The sequence below is a fragment of the Pseudomonas sp. UF-293 genome (assembly GCF_058245595.1).
Genome location: NZ_JBSICA010000003.1, coordinates 306,798 through 327,021, shown reverse-complemented (window position 1 = coordinate 327,021; position 20,224 = coordinate 306,798). Strand labels below are relative to the sequence as shown.

Here is a 20,224-nt window from a genome sequence, read left to right as displayed (position 1 = left end):
AGCAAGTGGCGACACGGTGTTCACCGACTCGCTCAATTAGTTTCGGCCAGGGAGCTGCTTGCGCGGCGCGCCAGCGCATCTTCACGAATCAGGTCGGCGGCCTTCACTCCGATCATGATGGACGGGGCATTGGTGTTGCCCGACGTGATAAATGGCATGATCGAAGCATCCACTACCCGCAGTCGCTCGATACCACGAACACGCAGTCGTTCGTCCACCACCGCCATGGCGTCGTTACCCATCTTGCAGGTGCCCCCCTGGTGGTGGGCCGAGTTGCCGGTTTCGACCAGGTAGTTATAAATATCTTCATCCGTACGGACGTGGGGCCCGGGCAGTTCTTCGGCGACCACCCGGGATTTGATGGGCTCGCTGTTCATGATTTTGCGTATCCAGCGCACACCACTGATCACGGCATTGACGTCGTAATCACTGCTCAGGAAATTGGGTGTGTAATCGGCCGGGTCCGACGGGTTGGTCGAACGCAGCGTCACTGTTCCCGTGGTGCTGGGACGCAACTGATAGACCGACACCCCGAGCCCAGGATGCTTTTCAACGTCAACCGTGCCGTCGGGAAAGTACTGAAAGGTCATGGGCCTGAAGCTGATTTGGAGATCAGCATAGTCCTCGTCCGGCCTACTTTTAACGAACGCCGCTACCTGGGAAGAGCCGAGGGAAAGATAACCTTTGCGGGTCATCAGGTAACGAAAGCCTTCCCAGTATTTACGCAGACCGACAAGGTTGGCGTTGTACGAGCTGTCCGGGGTGCAACGCCAACCTGTGTGGATATAGAAGTGATCCTGCAGGTTCTGCCCCACCCCCGGGGAATCCAGGACCACAGGTATCGCGTGCTTTTCCAGTTCAGCCCGTGGGCCAACACCCGACAGCATGAGCATCTGCGGAGTCTTCAGTGAACCCGCTGACAAGATCACCTCACGCGCCGCATAGATCCTCTCCAAGCGACCGCCCTTCAAAACCTCTACGCCGACGGCGGTTCGCCCATCGAATAAAACGCGCTGCAGTTCGCATCCGGTTCGAATCGTCAGGTTCGGTCGTTCAATGACCGGCTCGATAAATGCCCGGTAAGTCGACATCCGCTGTCCGTCCTGGATGTTGTGCTGCATGAAACCCACGCCATCGTGCACAGCGCCGTTCATGTCCTCGGTCACCGGGATGCCGATACGGTTCGCGGCTTCTATAAAGTCGTAGCTACTCTTTTCCTTGACGATCGGATCGCTGATACACAGCGGACCATTCGCTCCCCGGTATTGGTCGCCGCCCCGCTCGAAATGCTCCATTTTTTTGAAGTAGGGCAAAACATCTTCATAGCCCCAGCCTGGGTTGCCCAGGGCACGCCAGCCATCAAAATCTTTCTGATGCCCGCGAATGAATACCATGCCGTTGATGGAGCTGGACCCACCAAGCAATTTGCCCCGAGGCCAGTACATTTCACGCCCTTGGAGCTTGTCCATCGGCGCGGTGCGAAAGTTCCAGTTCAACAGCTTGTTAAAATACAGCTTGCCCATTCCCGCGGGCGTGTTGACCCAAAAACGATCTGCCGCAGGACCCGCCTCGATGAGCAGGACGCTGTTCTGTGGGTCGTCAGACAAGCCGCGCGCAACCGGACAGCCGGAAGATCCAGCACCGACGACGATGTAATCATAAATCTGCATTGACCCTATTCCTCGCTCTTTCAAACCTGGTAGCAACGAACAGGCGATACCTGCCCGGGCTCAACCATGGGATGCCCTAACCGCAAACCGTTGTCATCAGCAGCCGATCTGGCTTCGTTGTTCAGGATCCAGCACGAGGAATGTCGACCTGCACTTGGTTAAGTGCCCCAAGTCGCTTGCGCGCTTGCTGGTCAGGGATCGTGCCATCATAGGTAGTGATAAAAAGGGTATGACCGTCATCCCCGCCCAGTTCGCAAGCAACGGCGCTACCTGGGAAATGCAGACGATGTGTAATTTCCCCTCCTTCCAAGACCCGCAAAACTTCCCCTGTATTGAACGAGCAAACCCAAACGCCGCCTTCTGCATCGGCGCACATACCGTCCGGCTGTCGTCCTGCGATGTCGGCAAATAGCCGGCGATTGGACAGAGATCCATCCAGCGCACGATCAAATGCCGTCAGCCGGCCGCGCCAGGTTTCTGCGACCACCAGCGTTCGCCCATGATTAAGAATTACCGCGCCATTGGGGAATTCGACGCCATCGCTACCGTGGCTGACGGTGCCATCCAGCTCGACGATATGGACAGAGGTTTCGCGCTTCTCTTCGCCCATGAACAGGTCATAGCCAAAATTGCCGACATAGAGACAGCCATTGTCGGCCACCGCGAAATCATTCAAATCACCAGTGGCCCACTTCGAGAGGTCAGCGTGTACAAGCAACTCTCCATCCACCAGCTTCAATATCTGGCGAGCGACGGATGACACGATAAGAGGAGTTCCATCAGACAGGAATCCGAGACTATTAGGCCGCGGTGGCAAATTGTCTTTCAGCACAACCCGGCGCCCGCTCACGTCGACTTGGTAGAGAATCGAGTCAAAGACGTCTGGCACCCACAGGCAACCGTCGTACCACCGAGGAGCCTCAAGGAAGACGAAATCATCAGCGAAGCGATGCGCCTTTAGCTCTTGCATGTTCTGCCTGCCCTTTCTTTTATTTTTAGATGAAAAACGGTAGAGCGAATGCGATCTGTGCAGACCACCGAGCGAAGCCCAATGAAAGTCACCTGCTGCCACAAACCCTATCGAACAATAAAAAATGTGTCAATAAATGGGATTAATTAATTTACAGGCATCTAGAGCTGGCCTGTAAATCCTGTAAGCAGGTGGGTTCTGCGTAGGTTATTGGCATCGTGGACGGCTCATTGTCATCGCCCTCAAAGGCCCGTCGAGACGCCTGAAGCCACACATCACTCGTGCTTCGGTGTGATCGTAAAACATGATTGGGTGGCCTGCTCCCAAGGCTTGGCACCCTAATCGTTGGGCATGACTGTAGGCCTCCCGACGCCAACCGCCCCTTACAAATAGCGCGCGCTCCAATGGCGCAGCGATTCGGCACGGCGCTGTGCCGCGCCAGACGGTAGACCCGAATCAGAAAATGACCAAATCAAAATCTGTTGCGCAATCCCACAATCAGGGATATGTTGATTTTAAGTAACGCAAAATTGACTCGAATGTGCCTAGCGAGAAACCCACCCTCCAACCGGTCGGGCAGGTATTCACGCAAAGCGCCTGCAGATCGGATGAATGTGTCGTGCGCATCACGGCGATTCGCCCCCTGAGTTTCGTGATTGGAAATGCGTGCTTTACCAAGGCAAAACCAAGAAAGACCTGACGCAAAACACAAAAACAACAACGTTTCGACAAGTTTCAGGGAGCTATAAATGCCGAATAAGAATTTCAGCGTGCGCCAAAACCACGCTATCCGTGCACTTTTCAAACACATGATCCCCGCCGTCCTGGCAGTGACTGCCACCGTCAGTAACGCTGCCGAGCTGACCTTCGGCTATGTTCCCGGCAACCTCGCCTATCCCTACAACGTAGCGACCGCTAAAGGCTTCGAAGCCGCAGCCAAAGCTGCCGGCGTCAAAGCCGTCATCATCGACCCGCGAGGCAGCGTCGAGAAGCAGGGCAATGCGCTCGACGACATGATCGCGCAGCGCGTCGATGCTATCGGTTTTCTGCCCCTGGATTCGGTGGTTGCGCAATCTTTCGTCGACAAGATCGTAGATCACAATATTCCCGTGGCTGCGGTCGCTGTGATGGTAGGTGACCCTCAGGAACGGGCGATCAACAAGCCCTACGAACAACTTGTTGCCTTGGTTACTACCGATGACATCCGCGCTGGCGAAGTGGCCGGCGAGCACGCAGCGACGCTGTTGCCTAAAGACCGTGTGGCAAAAATCGCAGTCGTCGAAGGCGTACCTGGCTACGCCGTAGTCAAGCAGCTCACCGAGGGCTTCAAGACGGGCCTGAAAAAAGCTGGCGCGAAATATGAAATTGTCGCGTCTCAGCCCACCGACTGGACGCCTGAGCAGGGCGAGCGCGTTTGCCAGAACATGCTGACTGCCCATCCAGACCTCGACCTCATCTTTAGTCAGGCCGAAGACATGGCCATTGGTTGCGCTCGCGCCTTGGCAGCCCAAGGTTCAGAAATCGCCTTGGTGGCAACAGGAGGCGGCTCCAAGGTCGGGTCTACCGGGATCGCGGCTGGCGAAATCACTGCGTCTGTGTGTGTGCGTCCCAAGCTGCTTGGTGAACTTCTCTTCAAGTCTCTTTATGAGTCTGTGACCCATCCGGAAACACCGAAAGGCAAGTACGTGACCTACGAGTTGCCATTGCTCACCAAAGACACGCTCAACGCCTGCCCCGACAAGTGGTAAGGCGCTTTATATAAGCCGATAACAAAAAACAAAAACGGATTATCGAGATGACTCATCAAGAAACGCTTCTCATGCGGCTCCAAGGGGTTGCGAAAGAATACCCAAACGGTACTGTCGCACTGCGCGGCGTCGATCTCGACATTGCGCGGGGCAAAGTTCACGGATTGCTTGGCGCCAACGGCGCTGGCAAGTCGACCCTGATTAAGATCCTGTCCGGCGCTAATGCTCCCACGAGCGGTGAAATTGTCTGGCGCGGTAAGCCAGTGACGTGGGCGAGTCCGAAGGTGGCCAACGACATGGGCGTAGCCACCATCCACCAACATATACCGCTCGTGCCCACCCTCTCAGTGATTGAAAACGTCTTTCTCGGAAAGAACGGCACGTGGCGCTACCCCAATTCGATGCGCGAACGCTTCGATGAGCTCTGCCAGCGCGTCGGTTACAGACTGGATGCCGATAGCAAGGTGTGCGACCTCTCGATAGGCCAGCGCCAGATGGCAGCGATTTATCAAGCCTTTGCCACGGGTGCGGACTTGATTGTCATGGACGAGCCAACCGCCTCCCTGGCGACAGAGGAGCGAGAAATTGTCTATGACACTGTCCGACGCCTGTCAAAAGTCGAAAATAAAGCCATTCTCTTTGTCTCGCACTTCCTGGACGAGGTCATAGCCCTGACAGACTGTGTCACGGTCCTGCGTGATGGGGTCGCAGCCATGCGAGCCAACACCTGTGATCTGGACGAAAATCTCTTGGCCGAAGCGATTGTAGGCAAGCCAATCGCCAAACAAGCGCGTGCGACGACTCAACGCAGCAGTTCCTCCGATCCATCCCGAACCGTGCTGGAACTGCAGAACATCTCCTCCTCGGGCAAGCTGCACCCGACATCGCTGAAACTCGCGGCTGGCGAAGTCATAGGCATAGCGGGCCTGTTGGGTTCAGGTCGAAGCGAATTGCTGCACGCAGCATTTGGCGCTGACACGAATGCATCAGGCAAGGTCATCCTCAACGGCCGGGAGATTGGGCGTAGCACTGGCGCCTCGGTCAAAGCCGGCATAGGCCTGGTGCCGGAAGATCGTATAAAGCAGGGCCTGGTACCGGATTTCGAGATTTGGCGTAACACCTCCCTGCCCGCCTTGAATTCCGTGTCGGCATTCAATTGCCTTCCCAACGAGCAACGTGAACTGAACCGTGGCTGGGATGCCATCCAACAACTCTCCATCAAGGCCAGTTCGCCTGACATTCTCGTCAGCGAACTCAGCGGCGGCAATGCCCAAAAGGTGACAATCGCGAAGTGGTTATTCAGCGACGTCAAGGTTCTTCTTTTGGACGAGCCAACCGCCGGCATCGATATCGGTGCAAAAACCGAGATCATCTTCCTGATCCGTCGGCTTGCCGCAGAAGGCAAAGCCATCATCGTCGTGTCGTCAGAGTTTGAAGAACTGCTCGCCGTAAGCGATCGCATTATTGTCATGCGCGATGGATGCTGCGTCGCGGAGCGCCCCGTCCATGAAACATCGGAACATGAACTGCTCCTGCTCGCAGGCGGTAAATGCGTGACTCCTGAAAGCAGAGGTCATTGAGCAATGGATAATCTAGCTATAGAGATAAAAACAATGAGTACCACAACTCAACCAAAAATCGAATCGGTGCGGCTTGCCAGTCAAAATGTAACACCGCCACCGCCCGCGCCCACGCCTGTGTATCGTCAGGTAGATTGGCGACGCCTCTTCAGCCTGCGTGAAATGGGGGTCTATTATGCATTGCTGCTGCTACTGGTTGGTCTGTCGTGCATCACGACTTACTTGGGGAAATCCAACTACCTCAGCGTTCTGAACATTACCAATATCGTCTATCAGTCCTCACTCATCGCCATTATGGCCGTGGCCATGACGGTCATATTGATCAGCGGTAATTTCGATTTGTCAGTCGCGTCGGTCGCGGCTCTCTCGGCCGCGATTCTTATCGGTTTCGCCGATCAGTTGGGCTTCTGGCCCGCCTGCGCCTTTTCAATGACGGTCGCCATTTGCGCCGGCCTGCTGAACGGATCCATCGTGCAATTCGTGGGTATCAATGCGTTTATTGTTACCCTCGGCACCATGACTGCGCTACGCGGCGCGGTTTTGATTTTCACTGACGGCCAATCTCTGTCTGTGCAAAAACCCGAAGTCATCGAAGCCATGAAAGCGTTCGAGTCGGGTCGACTGGACGCTGGCGTGGTAGCAATTCTCCTGGGTGCGGTACTGCTGGGCATTAGTCTTCTGCAAGCGGTACGTGCACGAAAAGCGGCGAGCCCCCTGACACCAGCCATGCTCGGAATGGCTCTGGGCGGCCTTTGCCTGCTGGCAATGAGCTGGGGCGCCGGAGGCAAAATCATGCTGCCGAAACCGGTCATCTACATGGCGATTTTCACCACCATCGTTTGGGTGACGCTGAGTTTCACCATGGTAGGCCGTCGCCTCTACGCCGTAGGTGGCAATGCCGAAGCCGCCCGCCTCTCCGGTATCAATGTTGTACGTTACAAGTTGGTTGCTTTCGTGTTGTGCAGCGCCGCGGCGGGCTTTGCCGGGATCCTTTTTGCGAGTCGCCTGCGCTCCATCAACCCCGCAGCCCTGAGTGGTGCTGAATTGGCTGTTATCGCCGCGGCAATTCTGGGCGGCACTTCGCTATTTGGCGGCGCCGGCAGTGTTATTAAAACGCTGGCTGGGGCACTGCTGCTCTACTCGCTCACCAACGGCTTCAACATCTTGAATCTGGGCGCGAACTATCAAGGGTTGATCGAAGGCATCGTGCTCATTGGTGCTGCCGCGCTATACACCGTTGGCAACAGCCGAAGCAAAGTCAAATCCAAGTGACCCCATGACTAAGACCGATGCCCCGCCGCCTTAACAGAAGGCGAGGCATTGACCCAATTTCTGCTCGAATCCTTCAGTAAAAACAATCAAGAGGACAGCATCATGACCCTATCTACCGCAGGAACCTATACCGGCAAAGTCGCATTTGTCACCGGCGCCGGTAGCGGCATCGGCCGAGCCACGGCCATCGCATTCGCAAAAGCCGGCGCCAGCGTTACGGCTGTAGACATTTCCGAAAAAGGTCTTGAGGAAACCGCCGCACTCATCGACGCGTTTGGTGGTCGTGTCCTCACCATCCCCTGCGATGTGACGAGCAGCAAAGCTATCAAAGCGGCTCTGGATGAAACCGTGGCGACTTTTGGAGGGCTCGACTGCGCGTTCAATAACGCCGGAATCGAGCAGCCAGTGAACAAGCTCAAAGATATCGACGAGGACCTCTGGGACCGCGTGCTGGCGGTAAACCTGAAGAGTGTTTATCTGTGCATGAAGCACCAGATCGATATTATGCTGAAGAATGGAGGCGGTGCGATCGTTAACACCTCCTCCGGGGCTGGAATATTGGCGATCCAAGGGCAATCGGCATACTGCGCTTCAAAATACGGCGTCACCGCCATCAGCAAATGCGCAGCTCTGGAACATGCGTCCCAAGGTATTCGAGTGAATGCCCTGTGCCCTGGGATTATCGATACTGACATGATCTCTCGCTTCACTGGCGATACCGAACAAGGCCGCGCTCGCGTGATTGCACAGGAACCGATTGGTCGTATGGGTCGCCCCGAGGAGATCGCCAATACCGTCCTGTGGCTTTGCTCCGAGCAGGCAGGCTTCGTCACGGGCCACGCCATGGTTATTGACGGCGGACAGACTGCCGGGATCTGAAGCTCAGACACCGTTCCATTGAGAATTCGCTGCCGGGCCGTATGGTTCGGCAGCGACATAACGAATAACCCAACGTCGCGTTCGCCAGAACTCACATGCCCCCCGTCCCAGACCGTTCCTGAATCTCGCCCCCTTTATCTGAAAACGCTAACGTCCCGCCGCAGTATATCCCTGACCTTTATCAACGCATGCCAGCGGTTTTTGCCCATATAGAGCTCGTCGATGCCACGGGCTGACTCCTCATTTGCGTTGTGCCTGAACACAATCCGGCGCGACGCTTGCCACGCGAATGGATTGCTGGCCCACCCCTTCTTTTATTCTTACGAATTCTAGCCCTGTCGCTCCAGAGATACTGCGCCTACACATTAATGCCATGAGGTAGGCTAGTGGAGACTTGAGCGAGGAGCATATAAATCAAACTGCGGATAAGCCGAGGGCGGATCGATGATCCGCCCTCGGCTTATCCGCAGTTTGATCAGTAATGAAATCAGCGATTGATCAGTTCAAGTACAGCGTCAGTGATCTGCCGAGTAGTGGCTTTACCACCGAGATCTGGTGTATGCAGCCCGCTTTCAGTTACCGCTTCGATGGCCGACATCAAGCGGTTGGCGGCATCCACTTCACCCAGATGTTCGAGCATCATCGCTGCCGTCCAGAACGTTGCAATCGGGTTGGCCACGCCTTTGCCAGTAATGTCGAAGGCAGAACCATGTATAGGCTCGAACATCGATGGAAACTTGCGTGAAGGATTAAGGTTGGCCGTCGGAGCGATGCCCAGGCTACCGGACAATGCCGCGGCCAGATCGGACAGGATATCGGCGTGCAGATTGGTCGCCACAATGACATCCAGGGTCGATGGTTTGAGAACCATGCGAGTGGTTACGGCATCGACCAGTTCCTTGTCGATTCTTACGTCAGGGAAATCCTTAGCCACTTCGTAGAAGATCTCGTCCCACAACACCATCCCGTGACGTTGGGCATTGGACTTGGTGACCACTGTCAGGTGCTTACGTGGACGGCTCTGTGCCAATTGGAAGGCAAAGCGGTGGATGCGTTCTACGCCGGCCCGCGTGAAGACGGATACTTCAGTGGCCACTTCTTCTGGCAGACCACGGTGGACACGACCGCCATTGCCGGAGTACTCGCCTTCAGAATTTTCCCGGACCACCACCCAATCAATTTGGTCGCCGTTGATCAGCGGGCTTTTTACCCCTGGCAACACACGGGCTGGACGCACATTGGCGTATTGGTCAAAGCCCTGGCAAATCGGCAGGCGCAGGCCCCAGAGAGAAATGTGATCAGGCACATTAAGCGCACCGACAGCGCCAAAGAAGATGGCGTCGAATGTCTTCAATTCCTCAAGGCCGTTCTCAGGGATGTAGTAACCGTTTTTCAGGTAGTTGTCCGAGTTCCAATCGAAGTGTTTGAACTGCAAATCGAAACCGGATTTTTTCGACAGTGCCTCGAGCACCTCGACACCCGCTGCAATGACTTCTATACCAATGCCATCACCGGGAACTGCAGCAATTTTGTACGCGCTCATTTTCATCTCCGCTCTTGTTTTGGCTCTTGCAACCCGCCATACCGGACTGGCCAGGCGGGGTCGTGAACCAATTATATGGAGCGCAAAAAGAAGCAGAGTCGACTCAAAATCACTACATACATAACTTGGAGTTACGAATCAGAACGTCGATGAGATGCCGGTAGGCGCAAGTGAAGCTACTTTCCAATGCGGGAGGTGCCTTTGAACAACCTGTCGAAACGCCCAAAGCGATAAGCCCAGTCCGGCCCCTGGTCCGTTTCGTAGGCCAACACACCAGAGAGCATTCCGAAAGGCTCAATGTAACGAGCAATTTTCAGAGCCCCTGCGTCTACCGGATCGAATCCCACCTGGCTGATGAGACCAGCAGCCTGGGCTTTACTGGCTGCGTTATCGCCGCAGAAGATCAAACTGGGACGCAACGCCTCGCCTCTGGCCGCAAATACATCGAACAATAGCTCGCTGGGCGTCGACTGGAAGGCTGCGACAACATGAGCGTCAGGAATCATTCGTGCCAGCGTTTCGGCACCGGACATCGTATGGCCGATAACGAGTTCTGTGTCCTCTGCGTTTAACGGGTTGCAGCAGGTCATGACTATCTTCCCGCTCAGGTCCCCAACCTGGCCAAGCACGTCAGGTACCTGAAGCCAATGCACGGCCAAGAGGACCAGATCAGCGTTTAGCGCTGCCTCTGCCGGTGTGCTCGCTCGTGCATTTTTGCCCGCCGACGCAGCCAAATCGAGAATTTTCTGCTGACTACGGGAGTAGCTGAAGCTGACCTCATGACCAACTTTGGCGAACATCGTGCCGAGATGACTACCCATTCGGCCGGAGCCAAGAATCCCAATTTTCATGATAGATCTCCAGTGAGTTGGGCTTCATTAGAAACCGGGATGCCACCAAGAGGAAGGCTCGACCGTGAATGAAGGTATGATCAGCATTGATCAATACCGCACAACAACTGTTGTGAAGCTCATAGACTCCAAACCTTTTATCGCGTGCTTGAGCCCGATACAGTACCCGCTTCCATGCAGAGAATTGATGAATGGCAAAGGAACATTACAGCGACCTCCTCGCTCTTATTGCTGTCGCTCGGGAACAGAGCTTCACGCGCGCGGCCTCCCAATTGGGAATATCTCAATCGATGCTCAGTCATAGCATCCAACGACTGGAAGCCCGGGTCGGCGTTCGCCTTCTCACACGAACGACCCGCAGCGTGTCCGTCACTGAGGCAGGAGAACGACTGCTTCAGTCTGTGGAACCCCGTCTTAGGGAAATCGAGGCCGAGCTGATTGCTGTGACTGAGCTCGGTGACACCCCCGCTGGTAATATTCGAATCACAGCGACCGATCATGTGATCGATACCGTGCTCTGGCCGAGGTTGGCCCAAGTCCTGCCGAAATACCCACAGATCAGTGTAGAAGTGTCTATCGACTATGGATTGACGGACATTGTGGCCGACCATTTTGACTTCGGTATCCGTCTCGGGGACGGTCTGGCTAACGGGATCGAGGCCGTTCGTATTGCACCGGACATGCGCTTTGTCATGGTAGGCGCACCGTCCTATATGGAATCCCGTGACGTACCGATCAAGCCGCAGGATCTTCAGGGTCATGAATGTATAAATATGCGCCTACCGACGCGTGGCGGCCTGTACGCGTGGGAGCTCGAGAAGGACGGCCAGGAAGTCAATACGAGAGTTAGAGGCAAACTCATATTCAATGGCATCAATCAGATTTTGAATGCAGCCGTATCGGGTTTTGGGCTGGCCTACGTTCCGCAGGATATCGCCCAACCCCATATCGATGCGGGCAATTTAATCCCTGTTATGGAGGCGTGGTGCAGGACATTCCCGGGACTGCATCTGTACTACTCCAGTGAACGCGAAAAATCCCGGGCGATGCAGGTTCTGATCGATGAACTGCGGTATCCAGATTAAGCGACGGTGCACTGAGCGCTCCTTACGCAAATGAATTATGCGCCGGCATTCATAGGTGCTTTCGGATTTCAGGTCATTACAGTTCGTCCTTAGCCCCCTATCATTCCAACTCAAACAATTCGCGATGAGGGATTGCCCCATCGCCCGCTGGGTCAATTCCTGGCGTTTTTATTTCCTTGCATTCATTCGTCCATTGCGCAGTGCCCCAATCCTTTGGGGCGTTGTGTATTGGCTATTTCATGGGAACAACGATGACTACCTCAACTTTTACTTCGGCTCAGGTCGATAGCCGGATCTGGAGCGCCGTGGGGTCTTTGACACTCTGCGTCGCTCTGTTGATCGCGGCAGAGTTCATGCCCGTGAGTCTGCTGACTCCAATCGCCAACGACCTTCATACTTCCCAAGGGATGGCTGGGCAGGCGATTTCCATTTCCGGTTTCTTTGCGGTGGTGGCAAGCCTCTGCATCGCCTCTATCGCCGGACGCTTCGATAGACGTCATGTCCTGATTTCAATGACCGTGCTGATGCTTGTTTCGCTGGTAGTCATCGCTCTGGCGCCTGGCTTCACTTGGTTGATGATTGCCCGAGCCTTCTTGGGGGTCGCCATCGGCGGCTTCTGGGCTCTATCCACTGCCACTGTCCTGCGAATAGTCCCCGAGGATTCGGTGCCTAAAGCCTTAGGCATGATTTACATGGGGCATTCGGTGGCCGCTGCATTTGCCGCGCCGATTGGGGCTTACGTGGGAGGCCATTTGGGATGGCGCTTCGTGTTCGCTGCGCTGGTGCCGATTGTCATCGTTAACGTGATCTGGCAATACAAAAGCTTGCCCAAGATGCAGCCAGAAAAAACCATTCCCCTTTCCAGGCTGTTCGGCGTACTGAAACGCAGAAATGTAATGTTCGGTCTGCTGGCCGCCATGCTGACTTTCGGTGGTACGTTTACCGCCTTCACCTACTTGCGCCCATTTCTGGAACAAGTCACTGGCGTTGACTCGACCCAACTGTCGGTTTTGCTCTTAAGCCTGGGTATCGCCGGTTTCGGAGGTACATACCTCGTCAGTCGGCTGCTGGAAAAACAGTTTCTCTTTCAACTGTTGCGCTGGTTGCCAGTGGCCCTGGCTGTCATGACGGTAGCTTTGGCCGAGCTCGGATACATCTTCGCTGCCGCCGCCATCATGATGTTTGGCTGGGGGATGCTGTACTCAGCCATCCCGGTATGCTGGTCGACCTGGCTGGCCAAAGAAGTGAGCGATGAGCCAGAAACTGGCGGTGGGTTGATGGTTGCAGCTATTCAGATGGCGATCATGGTCGGCGGCGCGTTCGGCGGGAGCCTGTTGGATCATGTGTCGGTGGCTGCCCCTCTAATCGGCGGCAGCGCGCTGCTCATCCTGGCAGCACTGGTGGTTGGAAACGGTGAGCGGCTCACCCAGTCCTCGCCGGCTTGATAGGCCCGATCGATGCAAGCGGTTGCCAAGAGCATCCGCTAGCCCAATAAAATGGTTCCATCGTCTTTAAGGACGCTCAGCAACATTTGTGCGGCCGGCGATAAATAGGCGCCCGCGCGGACGAACACGACGATAGTACGTTTCATCGTGGTTTCCTTCAGTCTCACCTCACGAAGGTGCGTGACCCCCTTGACGTCTTCGAGGGTCTCCCTGGCTAGAAAGCTCAGCAGGTTGGTTTCGCCAATCAGGCGTGGTAACAAAGAGATTGAGGTGGTTTCGATCTGTACCTGAGGTAAAGGCAGGTCCCTGGATTGGAACGCATTGTCTATCCAGCGCCGCGCCGGCACAGTGGAGGCCGGCAACACCCATTGATACTGACACAAATCGCGTAACTCATAGCCGGCGCTGAATAATGGATGATGACGGCTGGCGACCACCACCGCCTCATCGTCGAACAAGGCATGAAACTGCAATAACGGATCCGCTTCGTATTGTGGGCAAATCACCATATCCAGCCTCCCGGAGAACAGTGATTCGCGCAGTAAATCGTCTTGGCCGATCACCAAGTTCAAGGTGATCTGCGGCGCACGCGAAAGCAGCGTCGCGGTCAGGTGTGGAAGCAGGTGATCAGCCATAGAGGCTGCGCAGCCCAAGCGGATGTTTCCCATCACACCGTTTGCAAAATCACGTATTTCTCGCTGGGTTTCGGCAACGCTCTGCTGCAGCTGTTTGCCACGCACTTTCAGCAACTCCCCCACTGGTGTGAGCTTAATCCGCCGCCCATCGCGCTCGAACAACCGGGTCCCTAGAGACTCCTCAAGCCGCTGGATGCTTTTAGTCAGCGCTGGCTGACTGCGGTTGAGCTTTTGCGCAGCCCGCCCCAGGTGCCCCAACTCGGCGATGATTTCAAAATAGGCAAGATCACGCAGGTCCATATCCATCAACCAAAGTTATCAATCAATCGATATTAGAAAATAGACTTTATCAAACTAGGTATCAATAATTATCAGCACATCGATAGCGATGCCACGCCCTCGCGGCGAACAGCGTTTTGGAGTACGACTCTTGTCTTCTACCGCCAGATTTTCCCTGCATGTCTATCCCGCGCCGCTTCAATGGTTGGCGCTTGCCCTAGCGGCTGGAGCGGCTGGTCAGTTGCTGATGTTTCTAGAGGTACCAGCAGGCCAATTCCTGGGGCCTATGCTGATTGCCATCATGTTCGGCGTATGCGGTGCGAGCATTCGACTGCACCGCTACGCCTTCAAGCTTGGCCAGGGCTGCATCGGCATTCTTGTCGCTCATTCGATGACACTCGCCGTACTCGTTTCGATAGCACAGTCTTGGCCAATGATGCTGTTTGCGACAGTGGTGACGGTCAGCCTTAGCGCGCTGGTCGGGCTTGCGTTGGTGTGGATGGGCATCCCAGCCAGTACCGCAGCTTGGGGTACATCGCCAGGCGCAGCTTCTGCCATAGTCTTGATGGCTGACGAATACGGCGCCGATTCCCGAGTGGTCGCCACGATGCAATATGTGCGCGTGGTGTGCGTGGTAATGATCGGTGCGTTGGTGAGCAACTTGCTGGAAGCACCGGTCGGAGGAAGCGAGGTACATGCTGCAGACGTCGCGTTGCAAAGCTTCGGCCTGCTGCATCTGGGCCTCACAATCGTCACCCTACTAATCGGTGTGGCGTTGGGAAATCGATTGCCAGCCGGTGCGCTGCTGATGCCGCTGATGTTGGGCGGAGCGTTACAGATCAGCGGCCTGTTGCATATCACCCTGCCCAGTTGGTTACTCGCTATCGCCTACGGCGTTATTGGTTGCTACGTTGGCTTGCGCTTTGATCGAACGACCGTCAAATACGTCTGGCGGCGATTACCGGCGATGATACTGGGAGCGCTCCTGATGATCGCTTTGTGCGCATTGTCTGCGTGGCTATTGGCAGCCGTGTTGAACAAGGACTTCCTCTCGATTTACCTGGCCACAAGTCCAGGGGGGCTCGATACGATGGCAATCATCGCGGTGGAAACGCACTCCGATGTAGGTCTGGTATTGGCCATGCAGACTCTACGACTGTTTGCGGTCATCTTGACGGGGGCTTTTGTGGCCCGATTGATTATTCGCTTGGGCAGTTACCGTCGGATAACGATATAGGCTAGCCCCCCACTGCAACGATCTCTAGCGCGGAAGCCAGCGTCCGGGGGTCTTACCTTCCAGATCTTTTTCAAGAGATGGCAACGCATAGCTGCCGCACATCCAGCGCTCTTGCGCCTCATTGAAAAATCCGTTTGGGCGAGGTATCAGCCACTGCGTGCCAAGCTGCGCTTTGCGATGACGGAGCATCGCCAACGACTGAGCACCTTGGGTAAGACGCGGCACAATTATCTCTTTGTAGTCCCGCTCAGCAATCTTCGCATAAGTTTCATCAAACAAATCCCACAATAAGACCCTATTCAAAATATTCATTGCAGAGGCGTTATTTTTTAGACATCCATCCGCCACACCATACTTACCATATTAGATATATATATCAATGTCTTACGATATTTTATTGTCTATTCGGTCAGTAAAAAACCCAGGAAATCCGTAAAAAACGCGAACATGACAAAAAACATCTTATTGACTATAAATCCCACCATGTGCATATTTGCAAAACAAGCCTGTGCAAATGACTGGTGACAGCCCGATCTAGCAAAGCGAGCAATGCTGCCTGGGCGCACGCCCAATGCCGACTGATCCACTCCGTTCTTGCCCGACCACCAGGGGTCCATGAGCGCGAATTCAGCAGAACTCGGAAATAAAGACACTGTCCTGGGAGTTTTAATAACGCTACCCAGCACGACGTGATAGTTCACAGGTAGTTACAAAGAGGTCATAAATGAATCTTCTCCATAACAATCAGAATCGGAGAGTCGCTACATGATCAAAGCAAACACGAGTACACGTTCTTTCGACCTCTGTGAGCTGTTGCCCCCTACCCCATCAAAGCTAATTCTGAAGTATCCCACCTTTCTTCCGTGGCCCGCCTAGTCAAGCGTTTCGTCCCTAAAAATATCCATTTAATAACCTTAGAGGTCGCTATCGCCGAAAAACAACAGACGCGTCGTACTACTCAATACCGCTGCACAACACCCTTAGGCCAATACTCAGTATTTGGTCGACAGCGGGGTGCGCTCAATTATCTGACCAACAAAAATAAAAGCAGAGATCAAGATGATTACTCACTCGAACCGCACTACCCGGAACAAGATACCAATGGCACTGCTGCTGCTTTGCGGAGCGAACAGCAGTCAGGCGCAAGAAGCCTTCAATCCTGAGTCTCCCTGGATGCTGGGAGATTGGGGCGGCCTACGCTCAGAACTACTGGAAAAGGGTTATACCTTTAACGTGCTCTACACGGGCGACGCGGCGACGAATCTTGTCGGTGGCTACGATTCGCATACCACAGCTCGGTATACCGACCAACTTGCGCTCATGAGCAATTTTGACCTTGAGAAAATACTCGGCTGGAAAGGCGCGGACTTCCAGTTCACGGTGACAGATCGTAACGGACGCAACCTCACCAATGATGTAATCGCCGACCCACGGGTGGGCGGGATCAGCCAAGTGCAAGAGGTATATGGCCGCGGCCAAACTTGGCGCCTTACGCAACTCTGGTACCGTCAGAAGTTTTTTAATGGTGGGCTAGACATCAAGTTAGGCCGGATGAACTTTGGCGAAGATTTCGGCAGTTTCCCCTGCAAGTTCCAGAACCTGGCGTTCTGCGGCGCGCAACCGGGTAACTGGGCCGGCGATATCATTTATAACTGGCCAATCACTCAATGGGCGGGCCGTGCAAAGGTCGCGCTGAGCGATGACACTTATGCGCAGATTGGTGCTTACGAGCAGAACCCCTCCTACCTGGAAATAGGTAACGGTTTCAAACTCAGCGGCAGCGGCAATGAGGGTACGCTGGTACCTGTCGAGCTGGTCCATACCACATCGCTGGGCGCAGGACGGCTGCCAGGGGAATACCGCCTGGGCGCGTATTACAGCAGCCGTGACGCTAACGACGTCAATACAGAAGAAAATGGCATAGCAAAATCCCGCGACAGTAAACATGGCGCATGGATTGCGGGGCAACAACAAGTCTGGAGAGATCCGGACTTCGCCGCTCGCGGGCTGACGGTGTTTGCCTATGCCACGGTACATGACAAAGCCACCAATATGATCGATCGCTATGCACAGGTAGGCGCTTACTACACGGCCCCCTTCAAATCTCGCCCGAATGACGAGATCGGTGTCGCCATTGCCAGTCTCCATGTGAATAACCGCTTCACAGATCATCAGCGCCAACTGAATGACCGGGCGGGCGTCAGCGATTACGACGACCCTCGCTACACGCCAACGCAAAGTTCAGAAACCAATATGGAGATCTACTATGGCTTTGGCGTGACCAAATGGTTGACCGTTCGCCCCAATATCCAGTTTGTTGGCAACCCCGGGGGAGTCAGCGAAGTTAAGGACGCTTGGGTCGCAGGCCTGAAGTTTGAGACCAGCTTGTAATCCAAACCTGAAGCCAGACGAAAGAGTTAAACCAGCACAACGCGCTGGTTTAATTCTCAATTACGCAACTGAAGATACTTAGGAACTCTTCAATAGGCCTACCTGCCATACAAACCAAAGAGCCTAGTAATACGATGAGGAAAATATAAGTGGAAAAAGAAACAGCTGTTGAATCGTTGACTGACGTCATGGCCAAGTTTACTGCCTATATTGGTAAACGCTTGCCGACTGATGTAAAAAAGAAGACTGCCCAACTACGCGCAGCGGAAACCAATCCGCTGGCCATTGCCGTCTACGACTCCATGGCGGAAAACCAGGATTATGCTGACAAGCTCGATCGACCGAGCTGCCAGGACACCGGCGTGATTCAGTACTTCATCGCAGCAGGTGCCCGGTTCCCGTTATTGGGGGAACTTGAAAACATTCTCGAAAATGCAACTCTGGAAGCAACCATCAAAGGCCCGTTACGTCATAACGCCGTAGAGACCTTCGTCGAAAAGAACACTGGGACCAACACCGGCTCCAAAATTCCGTGGCTTGACTGGGAGATTATCCCGGACGCCGATTACGCAGTGATCGATGTTTACATGGCTGGCGGCGGTTGCACACTGCCGGGCTCCGCAAAGGTTTTGATGCCAGGTCAAGGCTATGAGGGCGTAACGGAATTCGTTTTCGACGTCATTACCTCCCGCGGTGTGAACGCTTGTCCACCCCTGCTGGTGGGTGTCGGCGTGTCCACTTCCGTAGAGACAGCCGCCCGCTTATCCAAGCGCGCCATTCTGCGACCAGTCGACTCCAGCCATCCCAACGAAAATGCCGCCTTGATGGAACGACTCCTTGAGGAAGGCCTCAATGAGGTCGGCATCGGACCACAAGGCCTGACCGGCAACAGCAGTGTAATGGGTGTAAACATCGAGTCTTCAGCACGCCACCCATCGACTATCGGTGTTGCGGTCTCCACCGGTTGCTGGGCACACCGTCGCGGCAAAATCCGCATCAATGCCGACCTGTCCTACGACATCCTCTCCCATGAAGGAGTAGTCCTGTGATTAAAGTCCTCAACACGCCTATCAAGGATGAAGATCTCGCAGAGCTCAACGTCGGCGACGTGGTTTACCTGACGGGGCAATTAGTCACTTGCCGCGACGTGGCTCACCGACGCCTCATCGAGCTCAAACGTGAACTGCCGGTGGATTTGCGCGGTGGGGCAATCTTCCATGCTGGCCCCATCGTGCGTAAAAAAGACGATGGCAGCTTTGAGATGGTATCCATCGGGCCGACTACCAGCATGCGAATGGAGAAATTTGAAAAGCAGTTCATCGAGGAAACCGGCGTCAAGATGATTATTGGCAAAGGTGGCATGGGGCCCGAAACCACCGCAGGCTGCTTGGAGAACAAGGCCGTGCATGCCGTATTCCCTGGCGGTTGTGCGGTCCTTGCAGCCACCAAAGTAGAGGAGATCGAACGGGCTGAGTGGCAGGATCTTGGCATGCCGGAAACCCTTTGGGTCAACCGGGTCCGGGAGTTCGGTCCGCTGATCATCTCCATCGACACCAAAGGCAATAACCTTTTCGAACAAAACAAAGCGCGATTTAACGAACGCAAAGGTGCAATCATCGATAAAATCAACGCCCAGGTGCGCTTCATCAAGTGACTTGGTAGATCGGCCGCGACTGGCACCGTGGCGGCCGTTCTTTGTCAGAAGACACTTTGGAATCAAGCATGAACAATGCCCAAGACCTGGCTTTTTTTCACTTGCTAGCGAAACAAGGCAGCCTTGTCGCAACCGCCAGGGAACTTGGCGTTACCCCTCCTGCAATCAGCAAAAGACTTTCCGCGCTGGAGAAGAGGTTGGGGGTGCGGCTGGTTAATCGAACTACACGCTCGATGAGCCTTACTGCAGAAGGTGAGCTGTATTACACCCACGTCGCCCGCATTCTGACCCAGATCGACGAGGTAGAACAGCTCGTCAGCAGCCGCCGCGCTACGCCCAAGGGCCTGATACGGGTGAATGCATCGCTCGGTTTCGGCCGTCGCCACATCGGACCCGCCTTGGCCGCCTTCTACGCCCTGTACCCGGAAGTGGAGATTCAGCTAGAGATCAGCGACCATCCTTTGGACCTGGCCACTCATGGCTTTGATTTGGGCATTCGCTTCGGCACGTTGCCAGACGCTGCCTTCCATGCACGTAAAATAGCCTCCAACCGCCGCCTGCTTTGCGCCTCCCCTATCTATCTCGAAAAGTACGGAACGCCGCAAAAACTGACGGATCTGCAACACCACAACTGCATCTTTATTCGTCAGAATGAATCGCCCTATGGCGTGTGGAGATTCGCTAACGGTGAACTCACGGAAAATATCAAGGTACACGGCGCCCTGTGCTGCAATGACGGCGAGGTTGCCCTCAACTGGGCCCTGGAAGGTTATGGGTTATTGCTCAGAGCCGAATGGGATATAGCTCGTTACGTGCGTAGCGGACGACTGCGCCTCGTACTGGAAAACCATATGCCCACCCACGCTGACGTCTACGCAGTCTATCCGCAGCAACTGCATCTCTCGGCACGAGTCCGGCACCTGATCGATTTCCTGATTGAACGCTTCAAACACATCGACCATATCGAAGATCGGGAATAGTCCTG

General features: G+C 54.8%; 17 protein-coding genes. 11 read left to right on the top strand and 6 right to left on the bottom strand.

Annotation, left to right across the window (positions count from 1 at the left end; genetic code table 11):
* Nucleotides 1-32 precede the first annotated feature (32 nt).
* Entirely contained in the window at nt 33-1,670 is a 1,638-nt protein-coding gene (locus AC4IHP_RS06230; RefSeq protein WP_490831196.1) for a GMC family oxidoreductase, read from the bottom strand.
* 121 nt (nt 1,671-1,791) lie between these two features.
* On the bottom strand, nt 1,792-2,640 hold the full coding sequence (locus AC4IHP_RS06225) for an SMP-30/gluconolactonase/LRE family protein (RefSeq protein ID WP_490831195.1): 849 nt from the start codon (nt 2,638-2,640) through the stop codon (nt 1,792-1,794).
* Nucleotides 2,641-3,389: 749 nt separating this feature from the next.
* On the opposite strand from AC4IHP_RS06225, the gene AC4IHP_RS06220 reads away from it, so the two are divergent.
* The 4 genes from AC4IHP_RS06220 to AC4IHP_RS06205 are packed head-to-tail and all read left to right on the top strand — an operon-like array spanning nt 3,390 to nt 8,119.
* Nucleotides 3,390-4,388, top strand: a complete 999-nt coding sequence (locus AC4IHP_RS06220; protein WP_490831194.1) for a sugar ABC transporter substrate-binding protein — start codon at nt 3,390-3,392, stop codon at nt 4,386-4,388.
* 47 nt (nt 4,389-4,435) lie between these two features.
* Nucleotides 4,436-5,968 carry a sugar ABC transporter ATP-binding protein gene (locus AC4IHP_RS06215; protein ID WP_490831193.1) on the top strand — a complete coding sequence of 511 codons (1,533 nt, stop codon included), beginning with the start codon at nt 4,436-4,438 and terminating at the stop codon, nt 5,966-5,968.
* Nucleotides 5,969-6,001: 33 nt separating this feature from the next.
* Nucleotides 6,002-7,240 carry an ABC transporter permease subunit gene (locus AC4IHP_RS06210; protein ID WP_490831192.1) on the top strand — a complete coding sequence of 413 codons (1,239 nt, stop codon included), beginning with the start codon at nt 6,002-6,004 and terminating at the stop codon, nt 7,238-7,240.
* A 48-nt stretch (nt 7,241-7,288) separates the two neighbouring features.
* Nucleotides 7,289-8,119, top strand: coding sequence for a glucose 1-dehydrogenase (locus AC4IHP_RS06205; RefSeq protein ID WP_490831191.1), 831 nt, complete (start codon nt 7,289-7,291; stop codon nt 8,117-8,119).
* Nucleotides 8,120-8,606: 487 nt separating this feature from the next.
* Here the strand turns inward: AC4IHP_RS06205 and AC4IHP_RS06200 are convergent, their stop codons facing one another.
* Nucleotides 8,607-9,662, bottom strand: a complete 1,056-nt coding sequence (locus tag AC4IHP_RS06200) for a tartrate dehydrogenase (protein ID WP_490831190.1) — start codon at nt 9,660-9,662, stop codon at nt 8,607-8,609.
* Between the two features lie 176 nt (nt 9,663-9,838).
* The gene (locus tag AC4IHP_RS06195; RefSeq protein ID WP_490831189.1) at nt 9,839-10,513 is read right to left on the bottom strand and encodes an NADPH-dependent F420 reductase; all 675 of its coding nucleotides are present in this window, start codon (nt 10,511-10,513) and stop codon (nt 9,839-9,841) included.
* Nucleotides 10,514-10,704: 191 nt separating this feature from the next.
* On the opposite strand from AC4IHP_RS06195, the gene AC4IHP_RS06190 reads away from it, so the two are divergent.
* Both AC4IHP_RS06190 and AC4IHP_RS06185 read left to right on the top strand, forming a co-directional pair.
* Complete coding sequence (locus AC4IHP_RS06190; RefSeq protein WP_490831188.1) at nt 10,705-11,598, top strand: LysR family transcriptional regulator; 894 nt, start codon at nt 10,705-10,707, stop codon at nt 11,596-11,598.
* Nucleotides 11,599-11,849: 251 nt separating this feature from the next.
* Entirely contained in the window at nt 11,850-13,043 is a 1,194-nt protein-coding gene (locus AC4IHP_RS06185) for an MFS transporter (RefSeq protein ID WP_088500315.1), read from the top strand.
* Between the two features lie 38 nt (nt 13,044-13,081).
* Here the strand turns inward: AC4IHP_RS06185 and AC4IHP_RS06180 are convergent, their stop codons facing one another.
* Nucleotides 13,082-13,978 carry a LysR family transcriptional regulator gene (locus tag AC4IHP_RS06180; RefSeq protein ID WP_095058187.1) on the bottom strand — a complete coding sequence of 299 codons (897 nt, stop codon included), beginning with the start codon at nt 13,976-13,978 and terminating at the stop codon, nt 13,082-13,084.
* A 130-nt stretch (nt 13,979-14,108) separates the two neighbouring features.
* Between AC4IHP_RS06180 and AC4IHP_RS06175 the strand changes: the two genes are divergently transcribed.
* Nucleotides 14,109-15,194 (top strand): AbrB family transcriptional regulator, encoded by a 1,086-nt coding sequence (locus AC4IHP_RS06175; protein WP_490831187.1) that lies wholly within the window; start codon nt 14,109-14,111, stop codon nt 15,192-15,194.
* A 24-nt stretch (nt 15,195-15,218) separates the two neighbouring features.
* Here the strand turns inward: AC4IHP_RS06175 and AC4IHP_RS06170 are convergent, their stop codons facing one another.
* The gene (locus AC4IHP_RS06170; protein ID WP_490831186.1) at nt 15,219-15,506 is read right to left on the bottom strand and encodes a hypothetical protein; all 288 of its coding nucleotides are present in this window, start codon (nt 15,504-15,506) and stop codon (nt 15,219-15,221) included.
* 789 nt (nt 15,507-16,295) lie between these two features.
* Between AC4IHP_RS06170 and AC4IHP_RS06165 the strand changes: the two genes are divergently transcribed.
* The 4 genes from AC4IHP_RS06165 to AC4IHP_RS06150 all read left to right on the top strand — a co-directional run bounded on the left by AC4IHP_RS06165 (nt 16,296) and on the right by AC4IHP_RS06150 (nt 20,219).
* Nucleotides 16,296-17,585, top strand: coding sequence for a carbohydrate porin (locus AC4IHP_RS06165; protein ID WP_490831185.1), 1,290 nt, complete (start codon nt 16,296-16,298; stop codon nt 17,583-17,585).
* Between the two features lie 149 nt (nt 17,586-17,734).
* A complete protein-coding gene (gene ttdA, locus AC4IHP_RS06160) occupies nt 17,735-18,634 on the top strand; it encodes a L(+)-tartrate dehydratase subunit alpha (protein ID WP_490831184.1) in 900 nt (299 codons plus the stop codon).
* Nucleotides 18,631-19,239, top strand: a complete 609-nt coding sequence (ttdB, locus tag AC4IHP_RS06155; protein WP_048392943.1) for a L(+)-tartrate dehydratase subunit beta — start codon at nt 18,631-18,633, stop codon at nt 19,237-19,239. The genes ttdA and ttdB overlap by 4 nt, the downstream gene beginning before the upstream one ends.
* Before the next feature lie 68 nt (nt 19,240-19,307).
* Nucleotides 19,308-20,219 carry a LysR family transcriptional regulator gene (locus AC4IHP_RS06150; RefSeq protein WP_490831183.1) on the top strand — a complete coding sequence of 304 codons (912 nt, stop codon included), beginning with the start codon at nt 19,308-19,310 and terminating at the stop codon, nt 20,217-20,219.
* Nucleotides 20,220-20,224: the final 5 nt, after the last annotated feature.

Excerpts from the sequence above, each read along its gene's own strand:
- AC4IHP_RS06225 (WP_490831195.1), bottom strand. The coding sequence starts at position 2,640 with ATGCAAGAGCTAAAGGCGCATCGCTTCGCTGATGATTTCGTCTTCCTT.
- AC4IHP_RS06200 (WP_490831190.1), bottom strand. The coding sequence starts at position 9,662 with ATGAGCGCGTACAAAATTGCTGCAGTTCCCGGTGATGGCATTGGTATA.
- AC4IHP_RS06210 (WP_490831192.1), top strand. The coding sequence starts at position 6,002 with ATGAGTACCACAACTCAACCAAAAATCGAATCGGTGCGGCTTGCCAGT.
- AC4IHP_RS06220 (WP_490831194.1), top strand. The coding sequence starts at position 3,390 with ATGCCGAATAAGAATTTCAGCGTGCGCCAAAACCACGCTATCCGTGCA.
- AC4IHP_RS06165 (WP_490831185.1), top strand. The coding sequence starts at position 16,296 with ATGGCACTGCTGCTGCTTTGCGGAGCGAACAGCAGTCAGGCGCAAGAA.
- AC4IHP_RS06195 (WP_490831189.1), bottom strand. The coding sequence starts at position 10,513 with ATGAAAATTGGGATTCTTGGCTCCGGCCGAATGGGTAGTCATCTCGGC.
- AC4IHP_RS06170 (WP_490831186.1), bottom strand. The coding sequence starts at position 15,506 with ATGAATATTTTGAATAGGGTCTTATTGTGGGATTTGTTTGATGAAACT.
- AC4IHP_RS06180 (WP_095058187.1), bottom strand. The coding sequence starts at position 13,978 with ATGGACCTGCGTGATCTTGCCTATTTTGAAATCATCGCCGAGTTGGGG.
- AC4IHP_RS06230 (WP_490831196.1), bottom strand. The coding sequence starts at position 1,670 with ATGCAGATTTATGATTACATCGTCGTCGGTGCTGGATCTTCCGGCTGT.
- AC4IHP_RS06150 (WP_490831183.1), top strand. The coding sequence starts at position 19,308 with ATGAACAATGCCCAAGACCTGGCTTTTTTTCACTTGCTAGCGAAACAA.
- AC4IHP_RS06190 (WP_490831188.1), top strand. The coding sequence starts at position 10,705 with ATGGCAAAGGAACATTACAGCGACCTCCTCGCTCTTATTGCTGTCGCT.
- AC4IHP_RS06185 (WP_088500315.1), top strand. The coding sequence starts at position 11,850 with ATGACTACCTCAACTTTTACTTCGGCTCAGGTCGATAGCCGGATCTGG.
- AC4IHP_RS06215 (WP_490831193.1), top strand. The coding sequence starts at position 4,436 with ATGACTCATCAAGAAACGCTTCTCATGCGGCTCCAAGGGGTTGCGAAA.